The sequence below is a fragment of the Streptomyces virginiae genome (genome assembly GCF_040638905.1).
GTDB classification, from domain to species: domain Bacteria; phylum Actinomycetota; class Actinomycetes; order Streptomycetales; family Streptomycetaceae; genus Streptomyces; species Streptomyces virginiae_B.
The window spans coordinates 86437-103272 of record NZ_JBEZYV010000021.1 but is presented as its reverse complement, the minus strand read 5'-3'; the positions used below and the strand labels follow the sequence as shown (position 1 = coordinate 103272).

The 16836-nt window shown below is 74.2% G+C and carries 12 protein-coding genes and 1 pseudogene; 6 read left to right on the top strand and 7 right to left on the bottom strand.

Going from position 1 to position 16836, the window contains the following annotated elements:
• Positions 1 to 3: 3 nt before the first annotated feature.
• Positions 4 to 2058, bottom strand: coding sequence for an AMP-binding protein (locus tag AB0F82_RS25690; RefSeq protein ID WP_362631618.1), 2055 nt, complete (start codon positions 2056 to 2058; stop codon positions 4 to 6).
• A gap of 170 nt (positions 2059 to 2228) precedes the next feature.
• Here AB0F82_RS25690 and AB0F82_RS25685 point away from each other — a divergent pair, with 170 nt between their 5' ends.
• The gene (locus tag AB0F82_RS25685) at positions 2229 to 4142 is read left to right on the top strand and encodes an ABC transporter ATP-binding protein (RefSeq protein ID WP_362631616.1); all 1914 of its coding nucleotides are present in this window, start codon (positions 2229 to 2231) and stop codon (positions 4140 to 4142) included.
• A gap of 7 nt (positions 4143 to 4149) precedes the next feature.
• Positions 4150 to 4536, top strand: coding sequence for a VOC family protein (locus tag AB0F82_RS25680; RefSeq protein ID WP_362631614.1), 387 nt, complete (start codon positions 4150 to 4152; stop codon positions 4534 to 4536).
• 81 nt (positions 4537 to 4617) lie between these two features.
• On the opposite strand, the gene AB0F82_RS25675 is transcribed toward AB0F82_RS25680, so the two are convergent.
• Together AB0F82_RS25675 and AB0F82_RS25670 are read right to left on the bottom strand one after the other, a co-directional pair.
• Positions 4618 to 4965 carry a hypothetical protein gene (locus AB0F82_RS25675; RefSeq protein ID WP_362631612.1) on the bottom strand — a complete coding sequence of 116 codons (348 nt, stop codon included), beginning with the start codon at positions 4963 to 4965 and terminating at the stop codon, positions 4618 to 4620.
• Positions 4966 to 5137: 172 nt separating this feature from the next.
• Complete coding sequence (locus AB0F82_RS25670) at positions 5138 to 5860, bottom strand: FadR/GntR family transcriptional regulator (RefSeq protein WP_356816026.1); 723 nt, start codon at positions 5858 to 5860, stop codon at positions 5138 to 5140.
• A gap of 131 nt (positions 5861 to 5991) precedes the next feature.
• On the opposite strand from AB0F82_RS25670, the gene AB0F82_RS25665 reads away from it, so the two are divergent.
• Positions 5992 to 6513: a gluconokinase gene (locus AB0F82_RS25665; protein WP_362631610.1), complete on the top strand. Its 522-nt coding sequence runs from the start codon at positions 5992 to 5994 to the stop codon at positions 6511 to 6513.
• A 39-nt stretch (positions 6514 to 6552) separates the two neighbouring features.
• Positions 6553 to 7243 (top strand): annotated as a pseudogene (locus AB0F82_RS25660) (gluconate transporter); the annotation flags it as partial.
• A gap of 16 nt (positions 7244 to 7259) precedes the next feature.
• Here AB0F82_RS25660 and AB0F82_RS25655 read toward each other — a convergent pair.
• From AB0F82_RS25655 to AB0F82_RS25640, 4 genes are all read right to left on the bottom strand, one after another.
• Complete coding sequence (locus tag AB0F82_RS25655; RefSeq protein ID WP_362631608.1) at positions 7260 to 8222, bottom strand: hypothetical protein; 963 nt, start codon at positions 8220 to 8222, stop codon at positions 7260 to 7262.
• Positions 8223 to 8309: 87 nt separating this feature from the next.
• Entirely contained in the window at positions 8310 to 9938 is a 1629-nt protein-coding gene (locus tag AB0F82_RS25650) for a cytochrome P450 (protein ID WP_362631606.1), read from the bottom strand.
• 290 nt (positions 9939 to 10228) lie between these two features.
• Complete coding sequence (locus tag AB0F82_RS25645; protein ID WP_362631604.1) at positions 10229 to 11113, bottom strand: hypothetical protein; 885 nt, start codon at positions 11111 to 11113, stop codon at positions 10229 to 10231.
• 146 nt (positions 11114 to 11259) lie between these two features.
• Entirely contained in the window at positions 11260 to 14868 is a 3609-nt protein-coding gene (locus AB0F82_RS25640) for a S8 family serine peptidase (RefSeq protein ID WP_362631601.1), read from the bottom strand.
• 179 nt (positions 14869 to 15047) lie between these two features.
• Here AB0F82_RS25640 and AB0F82_RS25635 point away from each other — a divergent pair, with 179 nt between their 5' ends.
• Positions 15048 to 16574, top strand: a complete 1527-nt coding sequence (locus AB0F82_RS25635) for an MFS transporter (RefSeq protein ID WP_362631599.1) — start codon at positions 15048 to 15050, stop codon at positions 16572 to 16574.
• Positions 16571 to 16756 (top strand): DUF6629 family protein, encoded by a 186-nt coding sequence (locus tag AB0F82_RS25630; protein WP_362631654.1) that lies wholly within the window; start codon positions 16571 to 16573, stop codon positions 16754 to 16756. Before AB0F82_RS25635 ends, AB0F82_RS25630 begins: the two co-directional genes overlap by 4 nt.
• The last annotated feature ends 80 nt before the right edge of the window (positions 16757 to 16836 follow it).

Below are 16836 nucleotides of genomic sequence, written 5' to 3'. Positions count from 1 at the left end.
AGGTCAGTCCTTGTCCTCGAAGTCGAAGGGCGAGTCCGGCTTGCGGGCCACGTGGACGACCAGGACGAGGCCGGCGATCATCAGGGGGATGTTGAAGGCGTAGACGAGGAGGGCCTGGAGGGGCCAGTCCTGTTTGGCCGCCAGCCGGTAGGCATTGTCCTGGGGCCACCAGGCCAGCAGCAGGTAGCTCGCCGCGAGGTGGACGGCCCGGATGCGGCCCGGGGGCCTGCCGCGTTCGCGGCGTTCGATCAGGCGGTACCCGGTGAACAGGAAGGCGAGGCCCGCGCCGAAGGCCAGGCTCTCCGCCACGTAGAGGAGGAAGAACAGCGCCGCCCACGGGTAGGGCACCGCGGTGAGGTCGGTGGAACCGGGCCACACGACGGGGGTGAACAGCAGGGTGAGGAAGGCGACGACGAGCGTCAGGCACCCTGCGCCGACGAGACGGCCGCCGTCGGAATCTGCGACGGTGGCGGATGCCCGGCCGTACTTGCTCCCGTGGACGGCGGGCCGTTCGGAGACGGGCTGGGTGGGCAGCGGCAGGGCCGAGCGGTCCTCCTGGCCGGCCCGGTTGCGCGGCAGGGCCCGGAGCCGGATGAGGACGGTCGGGGACACCTCCTTGAGGACGACGCCCGAGAGGTGGTTGCGCAGCCCGTGGATGTCGGGCAGCGGCGCTGAGGCGTCCCAGGCCGGGTCGCCGGGCGGCGGGGTCACGTAGGCGACGAGCCGCCGCTCCCCGTCCTTGTCGACGCCGGCGACGATGGCCGCGCCGATGCCCGGGTGGGTGCGGATCGCCGCCTCGACGGCATGGGGGTCGAAGGAGCCTCCGTGGAGGGGGATCCGGTCGCGGATCCGGCCGGCGAACTCCAGCAGGCCGTCGGGACGCAGGACGCCGAGGTCGCCGGTGGGTATCGCGTCACCGCCGCCGGGCGGGGTGAGGCGTATCTCCCCGCCCCGCAGGTGGACCTGGCATCCCGCGAAGGGGGTGCCCAGCAGTGAGAGGCGTTCCGGTTCGCCGACGGGGGCCTGCAGTTGCGGAAGTTCGAAGCAGGTACCCACTCCGGCCGTCTCGGTGAGCCCGTAGACGTTGAGGACCCTTACGCCGGGGCGCAACCGCATGTGCAGGGCGTCCAGTTCGTCGAGGTGGAGGCGGTCACCGCTGACGGTGGCCAGCCGGAGCGAGCGCAGCGGCCGGGGGCCGGTCCTGCGGTCCGCGGCGGTGGGTCTGGGGCCGTCGACCACCAGCGCGGCGATGCCGGCCGGATCCGTGTGCAGGACGGTGACCTTCTGGACGTCGACCGCTGTGCGGACCTGCTGCGGGTTCCCGGACGGCCAGGAGGGACCCGGGGGCAGGACGAGGCCACCGCCCGTGCACAGGGCCCGGGTCCAGCCGGCGGCGAAGGCGGTGACGTCCGGCCGCGCGGTGATGAGGTGCCGGTCCTGCGGGGTCGGCCGGGCCAGCTCGGTCCAGCCCGAGTGGGCGGCGAGCAGCAGGGCGTGGCCGACGGGTACGGGGCGCGGTTCGGCGCTCGCCGTGAACAGGACGGCCGCGCCGGCCGGCGCTGCGGCTCCGCCGGTCGTCTCCGCGAGGTCCGGTGCGTAGGCGGGTCGGGCGGCGATCTCGGTGGCGGCCTCGTCGGTCCGGATCGCGCGCAGGCCCCTGGCGGTGTCGAGGGCGGCCCGGTGGGGCGTGTGGGTGAGCAGCGCGAAGGGCGCCAAGGGCTGGAGGGCGGCGAGTTGTCGGCGGCCGGTGCGGGGCGTTTCGGCGTCGACGACGGCATAGACCCCGCCGGCCTTCAGGACGGCGAGGATGCCGACGACGAGTTCGGCGGGCCGGCTGGTGCCGATGGCGACGAGACCGCCGGGCGGCAGGCCGCAGGCGAGCAGGTGGTGCGCCAGCCGGTTGGCGCGGGCGTCGAGCACCCCGTACGGGAGCCGGTTCTTCGAGCCGGCGATGAGGGCGGGGGCCTCGGGCGTGTCGCGCGCCCAGCGTTCGAAGTGGTGCAGGACGGTGTCGGTGGTGCCCTTGGTGAAGCGGACGGACTCGGATCCCTGCGTCATGAACCGATGATGCCACCGGGTACCGACAACGGAGGAGCCTTCGAAATCGCCTGCTTTCCACCGAAGTTGCCGGAGGCAGCTCCTCCTGTACCCCCCGGCGGTCCCCCGGTCGGGGGGTCCGGAGCCGAACCCTTGACCTCTACTTTGGTTGAGGTCCTAGCGTTCGGGTCATGGACATGGAAGTCACCGCTTGGACCTCGCTGCACAGCGCGATCAACGCCCAGCAGGACCGTCGCCCCCTCTCCCGGGCCGGTCTGCGCCGCGTGGCCGCGTTCGCCCGCCCGCACCGCCGCGGGCTCGTTCTCTTCCTCCTGCTGAGCGTGGTGACCGCCCTGCTGGCGGTGGCCACCCCGGTGCTCGCCAGCCGGGTAGTCACCGCCGTCGTGGACGGCCGGGACGGCGCCACGGTGACGCGGCTCGCCCTGCTCATCGCGCTGATCGCGGTCGCGGAGGCCGGGCTCGGGCTGCTGGCCCGCCGGCTCTCCGCCACCCTCGGCGAGGGGCTGATCCTGGATCTGCGGACGGCGGTCTTCGACCACGTGCAGCGGATGCCGGTCGCCTTCTTCACCCGGACCCGGACCGGCGCCCTCGTCAGCCGCCTCAACAACGACGTCATCGGCGCCCAGCGGGCGTTCAGCAACACCCTGTCGGGCGTGGTCGCCAATACCGTGACCCTCCTGCTGACCCTCGCCGTGATGCTGAGCATCTCCTGGCAGATCACCCTGCTGGCACTGGTGCTGCTGCCCGTGTTCGTGCTGCCGGCCCGCCGGATGGGGGCGCGGATGGCGGCGATGCAGCGGGAGGCCTCCGCGCTGAACGCCGCGATGGGCACGCAGATGACCGAGCGGTTCTCGGCGCCCGGCGCGACGCTGGTCAAGCTGTTCGGCCGGCCCGCCGACGAGTCCGCGGAGTTCGCGGTCCGGGCGGCGCGGGTACGGGACATCGGGATCCGTACGGCGATGGCCCAGTCGGCGTTCATCACGGCCCTCACCCTGGTCTCGGCCCTGGCCCTCGCGCTCGTCTACGGACTCGGCGGGTACTACGCCCTGCGCGGGACCCTGGACGCCGGTTCCGTCGTCGCGCTCGCCCTGCTCCTGACCCGGCTGTACGCCCCGCTGACCGCTCTCGCCGGGGCCCGCGTCGAGGTGATGAGCGCGATGGTGAGCTTCGAGCGGGTCTTCGAGATCCTCGACCTGAAGCCCCTCATCACGCAGAAGCCGGAAGCCCGCCCGGTGCCGGAGGGGCCCGTGGCCGTCGAGTTCGACCGGGTGTCCTTCGGCTACCCGGCCGCCGACAAGGTCTCCCTCGCGTCGCTGGAGGAGGTCGCCGTCCTCGACGCCCGGGGCGGTACGCAGGTCCTGCACGAGGTGTCCTTCCGTGCCGAGCCCGGCCAGATGGTGGCCCTGGTGGGCTCGTCCGGCGCCGGCAAGTCCACCATCGCGCAGCTGCTGCCGCGACTGTACGACGCGGACGCGGGGACGGTCCGGCTCGGCGGGGTCGACGTACGGGACCTGACGGCCGATTCGATCCGCGAGACGCTCGGCATGGTCACCCAGGACGGACACCTCTTCCACGAGTCGGTACGGGCCAACCTGCTGCTGGCCCGCCCGGACGCCACCGAGGAGGACATCTGGGAGGCCCTGCGCAGGTCCCGGCTGGACGGCCTCGTCGCCTCCCTGCCGGACGGGCTGGACACGGTGGTCGGGGAGCGCGGTTACCGGCTGTCGGGCGGGGAGCGGCAGCGGCTGACGATCGCCCGGCTGCTACTGGCACGGCAGCGGGTCGTGGTCCTCGACGAGGCGACCGCACACCTGGACTCCACGTCGGAGGCGGCGGTGCAGGAGGCCCTGGGCGAGGCCCTGGCGGGCCGGACCGCCGTGGTCATCGCGCACCGTCTGTCGACCGTGCAGGCGGCCGACCTGATCCTCGTGGTCGAGGACGGCCGGATCGTGGAACGGGGCACGCACACCGAGCTGCTGGCCGCGGGCGGCCGGTACGAGGAGCTGTACCGTACGCAGTTCGCCGCGGCGGACACGCCCGCCGGCATGGAATCCGGCGGCGCGGCACCGGTCCGGGGCGCATGATGCTGTGATGGACATCAAACTGGAACTCGTCGCCGTCCCCGTTACCGATGTGGACCGGGCCAAGGCCTTCTACGAGAAGATCGGCTTCAACGCCGACCACGACGTCACCGTCAGCGAGGACATCCGCTTCGTCCAGCTGACCCCGCCGGGGTCGGCCTGCTCGATCGCGATCGGCAGGGGCCTCACCCGGTTGACCCCGGGAGCCCTCGACAACATGCAGGTCGTCGTCACCGACATCGAGGAGGCCTACGAGGACCTGCGCGGCCGGGGGGTCGAGGTGACGGAGATCCAGGACCTGCCGTGGGGCTCGTTCGTCTACTTCTCGGACCCGGACGGGAACGGCTGGGCGGTCCAGCAGACCACCCCGCGCAAGTCGGCGGAATCCGGGGCGTGATGTCCGCCGGCCGCGGCCGGCGCCGGGCGGGACGCCGCGTCGCACGGTGCGGGGAGCACCGTGCGACGGCGTCCGGCGCGATCAGGCCTCCGCGGCGGCGTGGTGGTGGTCGAGCTCCCAGGCGTGGTGCTTGAACTCGTGGCGGAAGTCGGTGTGGTCTTCCCACTGGCGGGCGATGCCGCGCAGCACGTCCCAGTTGTGCTCGACGGACTGGTCGATCACGCGGCGCATGGCGGGCTCGGCGGCTTCCCGCTTCTCGATGAGGCCCTTGATGGCCGAGGCCTCCAACACGGAGTTGCGCAGCGCGCGCAGGGCGCGCGAGGTGTCGTCCATCGAGAAGCCTCGATCGCTCCCCGTCCCCGCGTCGAACAGCGGGGTGAGCCGCGCCTCGATGAATGCGGTGATCCGCTCGAAGTGCTGCACGTCCATCGGGGCTCCCTCTCCTGCCGGACCACCATGTGACCCGGCGTCTCCACTGCTTGTGCCGTTCGCGGACATTATCCCCGAAGCCCCCACGGGCCCCGGTGCTGCAGGCCGCAGTGGTTCCGGAACCTGCCCGGCGTCGCCGGCGCGGCGGGCCGGCTGCGGCTGACGCAGCCGCCTACGGGGCGAGCAGGACGTCCAGTTCCTCCAGCGCGCCCACCGCGATCCGCCGGGTCAGTGCCTCGGCCCGGGCGGCGTCGCCCTCGCGGACCGCCTCGGCCACCTGGACGTGCAGGGTGACGGCGGCGGGGTCGGGGTCGTGGAACATCACCTCGTGTTCGGTACGCCCCGTCAGGACCTCCGCGACGACGTCCCCGAGCCGGGCGAACATCTCGTTCCCGGAGGCGTTCAGCACGACGCGGTGGAAGGCGATGTCGTACCGCAGGTAGTCCTCGAGCTGGTGGCCGCGCGAGGTGCGGACCATGCCGAGGGCCGCCGCGGTGAGGTCGGCGCAGTGCTGCGGTGTGGCCAGGGTCGCGGCGAGCCCGGCCGCCACCGGTTCGATCGCGGAGCGCAGCACGGTGAGGGAGCGCAGCTGCCGGGGCCGGTCGGGGCCGGCGAGCCGCCAGCGGATCACCCTTGGGTCGTAGACGTTCCACGCGTCGGCCGGGCGCACGGTGACGCCGACCCGGCGGCGGGACTCGACCAGGTGCATCGACTCCAGGACCCGGACGACCTCGCGCACCACGGTGCGGGAGGCGTCGAAGCGTTCGGCGATCTCGTCCGTGCGCAGGACGCTGCCGGGCGGGTACTCGCCCGCGGCGATCGCGAGGCCGATGGTGTCCAGCACATGGGAGTGCAGGCCCGGCCCTGAACCGCTTTCGGCGCCTTCGGTGGTCATGGCGCAAGCGTACGGGGACGCCCCCTCCGGCGAAAGATGTGACGTTTTCGACGCAAGGCTTGAATACGTACTACTTAATGCGCTTCAGTGGTGCAGCACTAACCGATGGCGACGAGGACGGCGAGGTGGACGTGAGCACGCAGCGCGTCATTGTGGTGATGGGCGTGGCCGGCACGGGCAAGACGACCGTGGGCCGGCTGCTCGCGGAACGGCTCGGCCTTCCCTACGCGGAGGGCGACGCCTTCCACCCTGCGGCCAATGTCGCCAAGATGGCGGCCGGCCACCCCCTGGACGACGCGGACCGGTGGCCCTGGCTGGACGCCGTGGGCGAGTGGATCCGCAACCGCGCCGGGACGTGCGGCGGGGTGATCGCCGCGTCCTCGCTCAAGCGCGCCTACCGCGACCGGCTGCGCGCCGCGGCCCCCCGGGCCGCCTTCGTGCACCTCACCGGCGAACGCACGCTGATCGGGGAGCGGATGGCGGCGCGCAAGGGCCACTTCATGCCCACCACCCTGCTGGCATCGCAGTTCGCCACGCTGGAGCCGCTCCAGGACGACGAGTTCGGCGTCGCGGTCGACGTGTCCGGCTCTCCGGAGGAAGTCACCGAACGGGCCCTGGCCGCGCTGCGCCGGCTCTGCGCCGCGGAGAGCTGAGGGAACGTCATCGTGATCCGGTGATCCGCCACCGCGCCGATCACCTCGGCCGGCAACACCCAGCTCGGGATCGCCGTCCTCGCCGCCCTCGCACTCGTCGTCCTGCTCATCACCCGCCTGAAACTGCACGCCTTCCCGGCCCTGACGGTCGGCTCGCCGGCCCTCGGCGTCTTCGCGGGCGCGCCCCTGGCCAAGACCGTCGCGAGCTTCAACGCCGGACTCGGCGCCACGGTCGATCGTGGACAACGTCCTTGCACGGGCCAGGGGCCGGGCCATGCCCCGGGCGATGGTGCTCATCGCCTGCTGATCCCGGTGGTGCTGCTCGGGGCCGAGCGGGGGAACTACTCCCTCATGCGCATGGGCATCCCGGCGCCGGCCGGCCTGTCCGTGATGCACGGGCTGATACCGCCGCACCCCGCGCCCCTCGTCGCGATCGACGCGCTCCACGCGAACCTGGGCGTCCCTCGCGCTCGGTGTGGTCGTCGCGATCCCGACCATGATCATCGCCGGGCCGCTGTTCTCCCGGTACGCGGCCCGGTGGGTGGACGTCACGGTGCCGGAGGACACGATCGTCCGAGCACGCCCGACGGACGGCGCGGAGCACCGCCCGCGGTCCGAGGCGACCGCGTCCACCGTGTTGCTGCCCGGGGCCCTGCTGATCGCGCTGCTCACGGCGGTGCTGGTGGGCATGTTCGCCCTCGGCCGGGCGGCCGGCTTCACCAGAGCGCGTCCTCACTCGCCGGCCGTCACGGATCCCGCAGTTGGGCGGAGGCGAGGGCGAGACCGCCCGCGGCCGTCGCGCAGCGGGCCGCGAGGTTCTCGACCTCGGCGCGCAGGGCTTCGGTCTCCCCGCCCTTCCATCCCGGTGACCAGGCCGCGGCCCCGCGCAGCCGGACCGCGTGCGCGCGCAGCGCGGCGGCGTGGTCGCGCAGGCTCCCGCCCGGGGGCCGCGCTGCCGGCCTGAGCGGCCGGGGAGTGCGGGGCGGCCGGTCCGCGACGCGGCGCCGGACGGGCCCGTGTTCGGGGACCGGCTCCGCCGGGGGCCGTACGGGCAGACCGGAGCCGCGGTCGCAGAGGGCCCACAGGGCGGCGCCGAGTCCGAGGAGCGGCCGGGCCGTCTCGGCCCGGCCGGTGGCGACCTGCCAGCCGGCGTGGTCGTTGAAGGGGTTCGCGTCGGTCAGGGCGTGCCAGGCGAGGATGTCGGCGAACGAAGGCGCCAGCAGGGAGAAGGCGTGCTCGGCGCCCCTCTCGCGCATGATGGCACGGAACAGGCGGACGGCCTCGGCCTGGCGGCCGGCTTCGACGGCCCGCAGGACCGCCGCGGTGCCGGCGTCCTCCAGGAGTTCGGGGCGGTCGGCGCTCGCGGCCCGGATCCTGGCCTTGAGTCCGCAGACGGCGATGCTGATGGCAAGGCTCTCCCGGCCGGCCAGGACCCCCGCGAGGCGGCCGGCGCGGGCCGCGCCCCGGCCGCGCGCGGCCCAGCCGAGGCCCGCCGGGTCGGTGAGGGTACGCAGCAGGGTGCGCCAACCGCGCCTGCTGCGGCCTCCCCTGGCCAGCGCCGCCGCGGGCAGGCGGGTACCGAAGGCGAGGCCGGAGGCGTAGCGGGCGGCCTCGCCGACCGCGTCGGCGGCCTCGGCAAGGGCGCGGCACGGGGCATCGAGCTTGTCGACGTCCGGGGCGGTGGACGCGGAGGTCGCGGCGTCGGACATGGGTTCCTCGTGGGGGTTCGGCAGGGATCTGAGGGTGGACGGCAGGGCAGGTGGTCCGGGTGTGGCGGCGCCGGCGCCACGACCCGGTCAGCGGCGGGTGAGGATGAGCCGGACTCCGTGCAGGTCGAGCGTCATGGGCAGCGGTCCGACCGGGTCCAGGACCGGCCGGGCGCCCGTGATCCGGTGTCCGCGCAGCACCTCGGCGCAGAAGGCGGCCGTGATCATGAGCCCGAGCTGATCACCGGGGCAGCGGCCGCCGCCGTGGCTGAAGGGTGCCATCCGGATGTCCCGGTCGGCGCCGGGGTTCTTCCACCGGCCCGGTACGAAGACATGGGCGGCCGGGACCCGTTCGGGGTCGCGCTGGTGGAACGCGGCGGGCAGGAGCACGGCGGTGCCGGCCGGGTGGCGCACTCCCCGCCATTCGGTCTCGCCGCGGGTGACGCGGATCAGGTCCGGCACCACCGGGTACAGGCGCAGCGACTCGCGGACGCAGGCCCGCAGCCTGGGCAGTTCGCCCCGGGCCGGACCGGCGGCGACCTCGGCGGACGCTTCGGCGGCGGCCGCGTCCTGTTCGCAGGGGTGCGCGCCCAGCAGGAGCAGCGTGCGCAGCAGTGTGTCGGGCACGGCGTCCATCGCCAGGAGCCACAGCCGGGCCTCGTCGGCGGGGTCGACGGCGCCGTCGGGATCGGTGGTGTCGACGGGGCCGGCGTGGCGGACGGCGCGGCCGGCGAGGGTGTCGTCGCCCGCGTGCCGGACGTACTCCCCGATGCGTGCGCGGGCCTTGCTGTGCACCGACCGTGCGGCGCGTGTCCGGCTGCCGCGCGGGCGCCCGTCCTCGGCGCGCAGCTGGGTGAGCCATCCGGCGAGTTCGTCGTCCTCGGCGGCCGGATCGCCCAGGACGATCCGCCGGGCGGCCCGGTTCACGGCGTGCCGGGCGCGGGCGAGTTCGAGGGTGCCTGTGGCGGTCAGGTGCCGGGCCTCCTCGGCGACGACCGTGAGGATCGGGCCGGCGGCGGGGTGGACGGGCAGGCCCGCGGCCAGCACGTCGGCGCTCATCCGCCGCCGTTCCGGGCGCTGTTCACCGCGGGCGCAGTCGGGGGCGTCGCCGTTCCCGCCGGGCTCGTGCGTACTCAGGCCCCGGCACTTCTGGGGCGGGTCGGCCGCGAGGACGCTGAGGGGTTCGGCGTAGAAGCGGCGCAGGTCCAGCGGGTCGAGGAGGACGAGGACCGTCTGGCCGGACCGGGTGCGTACGAGCGCGGGCGCGTCCCCGTGGCGTGCGCGCAGGGCGCGGAGCGTGGCGGCGGAGGCGCGGACCTCGCCCGGCCGGCGGCGGGGTCGCGGCCGGCCGGCGGCGGTGAGCAGGGCGCCGAGGGAGGCGAACACGGTGGCCGCGGCGGCGGGGGTCCCGGCGGGCGCGAGGGCCGCGGCGGGGCCGGTCGGCGCGGCGGCGGCCGTCCGCCGGAGCGGTTCCTTCACCGGTGTCCGCCGGCCGGGGTCCTGCGCGCCGAACGGCGGCACGGCCGGAGCGGGGTCCGCGAGCGGCGCCCCGCCCCGCAGTGACCGGCCGGCCCGCTCCGTAAGGCGCGGCCGGGCGGCCGGTCCGGCGTGCGAACCGGCCTGGCCCCGCGTGGAACGCACCGGGAGCCCGGTCCGTTCCGCGAGGGCCCGTACCCGGGCCTTGAGCCCGTCGAGGGCGGCCCCTTGGACCGTACGCATCCGTGTACCTCCGCGGCGGGAACGACGACAACGGTCGGTGACATCGGCATCACCGTACGTCCCGTCCGCTGAGCGCGCGCCCCGAGGGCCAGGCCGTGTCTTGTCGTCAATCGGGCCGGATCAGGGAGCGGCGTCGGGGGCCGTGGGGCCTCCCCGGCCTCGCAGGGCCGAGGCGAGGGATCGCAGGGCGGACGAGGGAGGCGGCGCGGAGCGTCGTCGAGCGAGGACAACGCGGCGAGGCGCGGGCCCGACGGCGCTCCCTGATCCGGCGGCGATCGACACGACACGGCCTACGCCCCGGGGACCCCGTTCGGCGTGCTGCGCCGGGCCGGTCCGTGCGGGGCGAAGACCGCCTCGCGGAAGGTGGTGCGCAGCGGGCCGGCGGCGGCCGGGAGGAGGACCGCCCACCGGTGGTGGCGGGGGGAGATCCAGACGGCGGGGCCCGGGTCGGTCGGGGCGTGGTGGGTCCAGACGCCGTGCGGGGCGGGGTGCCAGAGGAGCCCGCGGGCGGGGGTGAGTTCGCCCGTGCGGATGCGGAGGGACTCGGCCGTCCAGGCGCGGGTGAGGGGCTGCGGGCCGGACGCGTGGTCCGGGTCGTTCGTCTCGTTCGCGGCACTCGGGGCACTCGCGGCGCTCGCGGCACTGGCGGCACCCGCGGCCCTTGGGGCAGTCGGGGCACTCGGGGCACTCGGGGCACTCGGGGCACTCGGACGAAGGAGGTGCCTCAGGAAGAGGGCGAGGTCGGCGAGGGGCGCGCGGAGGGTGCCGTCGGCGAGGCGGGTGCGGGTCATGCCCAGCGGGTTCCAGACACGTGCGGCCGCAACCTCGGCGAGGGTGCTGCCGGCGAGGTGTTCGACGAGGCGGGTGAGAGCGGCCGTGCCACCGGGGCGGGTGAGAAGGTGGTGGGCGGTCGTCCCGGCGGGGGTGCCCGACGCGGCCTCGTCGCCGTACGCGGCCAGCGGGGTGTGCAGCCGCAGCGCGCCCTCGTCGACGAGGGTCCCGACCGCCGGCCACAGGGCGAGGACGGCGGTGAGGCCGCCGACGTCGAAGACCTCGTCCGCGCCGTCCGAACACGCCTGTGGGCCGTCGGGTCCGCCGACGGCCCACACCGCTCCGGGATCGGCGGACTCCACGAGGGCTCGGACGGCGTCTGCCTGGTCGCTCAGGAGCGTCATGGTCGCTCACGCTAACGACCCGGGCCACCGACCCGTGGCAGGTCGTGCGAATCGGCCGGTCCCGCCACCCGAATGGGCCGGAAAGGCCCGGGACCCCGGACCGGAAGGAGGGGGCGGGGCCGGTCGGCACCCCGCCCCTCACCGCGTCAGCTCTTGTCGGGGCGGTCGGTCACCCGGAGGGTGTTCAGCAGGGGTTTGCCGAATCCGGAGTGCGTCACGAAGCGGACGTTGAGCACCCCGTCCGTGACCGTGACCGTGTACGTGCGGGTCAGGGCCTTGTAGGTGCCCGCCTCCAGCGCGATGTCGAGGGAGGGCAGGACCTGCGTGCCCTCGGCGAGGACGTCGAAGACCCGCTTGTTCGGCCTGGTGGAGGAGAGCTCCGCGAAGCCGAGTTCCACCGTGTAGGTGCCGTTCGGCACGTTGTCGAAGCGGTACTCGTACATGCCCTCACGGGCGTTGCGGAAGAGCCGCTGCTCGTCCGTGCCGGCGATGGTGCGGCCGGTGGACTGGACGGTGCCGTTGCCCTGGTACCCGTAGGAGCCCGCCGTGTACTTGCGGTCCGGGGACCAGGCGTCGCCGAGGGCGTCGGTGGAGCCGTAGCCGGAGCCCGCGTCCAGGCCGACCTGGTAGCGCGGGACGACGACCTTGACCGGGACGGTGAGCACCGGGGTGCGGCCGCTCGTGGAAGCAATCTTCAGGTCGGCGGTGAGGACCGTGCCGGGAGCCAGTCCGGTCGTGTCGACCGAGAGGGTGACCGGGGCCTTCCCGCCCGTCGGCAGGTCGCCGCCGGCGGGTGTGGCCGTCAGCCAGGCCGCGTCCTCGGACACCGTGAACGCCGTGCCGAGGCCCGGGTTGGTGAGGTCCAGGGTCCGGGTCCGTTGCTGGCCGGCCGGGAGCACGACCTCCAGAGCCGGCTGCGACGCCGTCACCTTGCCGGTGCGCAGGGACCGCGTCACCGTCGTGACGTCGGCGGCCTTGACGTCCACCGCGGCCGTGGCGGGCTCGTACTGCGCCGCCGCGAGGGAGACGGTCCGCGAGCCGGAGGGGCTCTGGACGACGTACCCGCCGTCCGCCGCCGTGGTCGCCGACACCGCGGTGTCGCCGGTGCCGACGGTCACCGTGGCCCCGGCGACGCCGTTGCCGTCGTTGGCGTCGAGCACCCGGCCGGCCACCACGCCGCTCTTGGTGGTGCGGAAGGCGATGGACAGGCCGTCGGTGATGACCGGGGTGTTGAAGGAGTACTTGAAGGCGTCGGTTCCGGTGGCGTTCTCCACGCCGACCGTGGCCGTGGAGCCGCCCTTGATGCCGGTGCCGCCGGTGCCCTTGTAGGAGTAGGTGACGGTGCCGTCCTCGCCGATCGCCGCGGAGAAGGAGAACTTCTCGGCCTGCGCCGACCAGTGGGCCACCTCGCGCCACTCGATCACGTAGCTGCGGTGCGGGGCGGTGCCGGTGACCGCGGTGAAGACGCCGGAGCCGCTGCCCGCCGCGCCGACGACCAGGTCGTCCCAGAAGGGGTAGAGGGCGGCGTTGGGCGTGGCCGTGCTGGGGAGGTCCCCGTTGATGTCGCCGGTGTGGTTTCCTCCGAAGCTGACCGTGCCGTTCGTGCCGATCCAGGCCTGGGCGTACGTCTTGCCGTACAGCGGCAGCGGGAAGGGCAGGTCGACCCGTTCGGTGGTGTTGTCGCCGGTGAGCGCGAGCTGCCGGCTGCCCGCCGGGTACGGCCGGTCGCCTGCGGTGGCGCAGGCGTAGCCGTAGCCGTCGGTGCGCTCGGGCAGGTTCACGGTGACGGTGGTGTCACCGCCGACGGTGACCTCCGCCGTGCCGGCGCCGAGGCAGCGGGAGGCGTGGGTGGCGTTCACCCGGTAGGTGCCGTGGGGCAGGGTGGCCTCGAAGCGGCCCTGTGCGTCGGCGGTCGCGGTGACCGGGGTGTCGGCGATGGTGACGGCGGCCCCCGCGGCCGGCCCGGAGGCCGAGGCGACGGTGCCGATGACCTTGCCGGAGGCCGCTTGGGTGAGGGTGAAGTCGCCGGTTGCGGTGGCGTTCTCGGTCACGGTGGCGGTCGCTGTCTGCTGCCCGTAGCCGAACTTGGCGGCGGTCAGGGTGTACTCGCCCACCGAGAGGGCCGGGAAGGTGTAGCTGCCGTCGGCCGCCGTGGTGGTCGTACGGTCGATCGGGCCGTCGGCGGTGACCTTCACGCCCGCGAGCGGCTGGCCGCCGGAGCGGACGGTGCCGCCGAGGGCGCCGATCGCACCGCGCGGGGCGGCGTTGACGGCGGCGAGGACGTCGAGCCGGCCTTCGCCGAAGACGTTGTTGTCGGCGGCGTTGCCACCGCACTGGCTGCTGTCGGTGTCCAGGGCGGTGCCGTCCAGGAGGGACTCGGTCTGCGCGATGTCGCCTTCGAGGGACGGGGCGGCGGACCACAGCAGGGCCACGGCGGCCGCGGTGTGCGGCGAGGCCATGGAGGTGCCGGAGAAGGCCTCGTACGCGCCGCCGGGGACGGAGGAGCGGACGTTCACGCCCGGAGCGGAGATGTTCGGCTTGACGATGCCGCCGGGGCCGGCGCCGCGCGAGGAGAAGGACGCGATCGCGTTGTTGATGTCGAAGGCGCCGGAGCTGTAGGAGCTGGCGTAGTCACCCGGTGAGCCGCTGGTGGAGCAGCCCGGTCCGGCGTTGCCATTGGAGAACGCCGGGAAGATGCCGGCGGCCCGCCAGGTGTCGACGATCTGCTGGTACCAGGCGTCGCCGCCCGTGCCGCCCCAGGAGTTGTTGACGATGTGCGGGGCCAGGTCGGGGCGCGGGTTCTGCCCGTTCAGGTCGGTCGGGGCGACGATCCACTGGCCGGAGGCGAGCAGGGAGGCCTCGGAGCAGGAGTTGGACTCGCAGCCCTTGGCGGCGATCCACCGGGCGCCGGGGGCGACGCCGATCTTGTTGGCGCCGCCGTCGTCGCCGACCATCGTGCCCATGGTGTGGGTGCCGTGGTCGTTGTTGTCGCACGGTGCGGCGCCCGCGCACACGCCCGCCGGGTCGAACCAGTTGTAGGCGTGGGAGTAGCTGCCGTCCGCGTGCTTGCCGCGGTACCGGTCGGCCACGGCCGGGTGCGTGAAGTCGACGCCGCTGTCGATGTTGGCGACGACGACGCCCTCGCCGCGGACCCCGATCTGGTCCCACACCTGCGGGGCCTTGATCCGGTCGATGTTCCACTCGACGGCGTCGGCGACGGCCTTCTCGCGCTTGCCCTCGGCGGGCTTGGGGAGGTCGACCTTGTCGTCGGCGTCGATCCGGGCCACCTCCGGGCGCTGGGCGAGGGTTCCGGCGAGCTTCTCGCCGCCGACGACGCGCACGGCGTTCACGATCCAGTACGAGGTGTACTCGGCCCCGGCGCCTTCCAGGGCCTTGATGACGTCGGCCTGGCTGCGCGCGGCGTGGTCCTTCTTCGTCCTCAGCACGGTTTCGGCCTTGGCGGCGCGGGTCTGCTGCTTCCCCGCGGCGGTGAGGTCGGCGGCGCTGTCGAGGTAGACCCAGAAGACGGCCTTGGCCGAGCCGTCGAGCTGGGCGCGGAGCTTGGGTTCGATCTTGCGCTCGGCCGCGCTCGGCGCGCCGGGGCCGGGATCCGGTGCGGCCGCGGCGACGCCCGCGCCGAGCGGGAGCAGCAGGACCGAGGTGAGGGCGGCGAGCGCCGTGCGTAAGGACCGTGCGGGCCGGCCCGGCCTTGTGGGCCGTAGGGCTCGTGAGGACCGCTTGTCGCGTTGGGCCACGTGTTGTCTCCTCGTACGCCGTGTGCGGGATGTGCGGGAAGGGTGCGCGTGACGTGCGCGGGTCATGCTGAAGTAGACGTCATGCTCATTACAAGAGGGCCTTATGAGCCGTCCTCGGCCGCACGGACCGGCGCGGCGCCCCGGTGGCCCTTCCGCGCCGGGCGCGCCAGCCTGAAGGCATGACCGTGCCCCCCGAGCCGCCTGACACCCCGCCCGAGCCCGGCACCCCGCCCGAGCCCGCCATCCCGCTCACCTCGGCGCGCGGCCGGTGGATCCTGCTCACCACGGTGCTCGGCTCGACCATGGCCATGCTGGACGGGACCGTGGTGAACGTGGCGCTGCCGCGCATCGGGGAGGACCTCGACGCCGATCTGGCGGTGCTCCAGTGGACGGTGAACGCCTATCTGCTCACCCTGGCCGGGCTGATCCTGGTCGGCGGCTCACTGAGTGACCGCTTCGGCCGGCGCCGGATCTTCACGCTCGGTGTGGTGTGGTTCGCCGTCGGCTCGCTTCTGTGCGGCATCGCGCCGAACGCCGGGGTGCTGATCGCCGCCCGGGCCCTGCAGGGCATCGGCGGGGCGCTGCTGGCGCCCGGCTCCCTGGCCCTGATCCAGGCGTCGATCCGCGCCGAGGACAGAGGGCGTGCGATCGGCCTGTGGTCGGGGTTCGGCGGGGTGGGTGCCGCGGTGGGGCCGTTCCTCGGCGGCTGGCTGGTGGACGGGCCCGGCTGGCGGTGGGTCTTCCTGCTGAACGTTCCGCTGGCCGCGGTGTGCGTGCCGGTCGCCCTGCGGCACGTACCGGAATCCCGGGACCCGCAGGCGCACGGGCGGTTCGACGTGGCCGGCGCGGCACTCGGCGCGGGCGCTCTGGGGCTGGTCACCTACGCGCTGATCGAGGCCCGGTCCGGATCGGCGGCGGTGACCGTCGCGGCGGTGCTCGGGGTCCTGCTGGGCGCCGCCTTCGTGTACACGGAGCGGCGGCGGACCGACCCGATGGTGCCTCCGGACATCTTCGCGTCCCGGCTGTTCACCGCGGTCAACCTCGTCACCCTGTGCGTGTACGCGGCCATCGGAGGGTTCTTCTTCCTCGTCGTGCTCCAGCTCCAGGTGGTGTCCGGCTACTCGGCGCTGGCCGCCGGGGCCGCGATGCTGCCGACGACCCTTCTGATGCTCCTGCTGTCGGCGCGCTCGGGTGAGCTGGGGGAGCGGATCGGACCACGCGTCCCGCTCACGGTGGGGCCGGTGCTGTGCGCGGTGGGGACGCTGCTGATGCTGCGGGTGGGGCCCCCGGCCTCCTACGTAGAGGACGTGCTGCCCGCGATGGTCGTGATGGGCATGGGCCTGGTGGCCCTCGTCGCCCCGCTGACGTCCACCGTGCTGGCCTCGGTGGACCCCGGCCGGGCGGGACTGGCCAGCGGCATCAACAACGCGGCGGCGCGCGTCGCCGGGCTGCTCGCGGTGGCGGCGCTGCCGCTGCTGTCCGGGATGGGGCCCGAGTCGTACCGCTCGGCGACCCAGTTCGACGCCGCGTTCGGGCGGGCCATGCTCTGGTGCACCGGGGCGTTCCTGGCCGGTGCCGCCGTGGCCTGGGCGACCGTACGGAGCCCCGTGTCCAAGGCGTGCCACCCGCAGTGCCACACGTACTGCGCGGTGTCGGCCCCGCCGCTCGAACCCCGCGAGCAGGGTGACCGTACGACGCCGGGCTGAACCAGTGCTGGAGCGCGATCGCCGATCTGGTGGCGGGCACGGCCGTCGCCGCCGTCGGACTCGTGAGCGCGGCGCGCGTACGACGGACCCGCGGCCTGCCGCCTGCCGGTGGCGCCTGTGGGCACCAGTGGCGGTCGGCACCGCGACGGCCGGGCCGGGAACCGGCCGCCGGGGGCCGTTGATCGACCGAAAGTTACCTAGACGTATGTAGTGACTTCACACGCGCCCAGCAGTAGAACTCGTTCCCATTCCATCGAGAGTG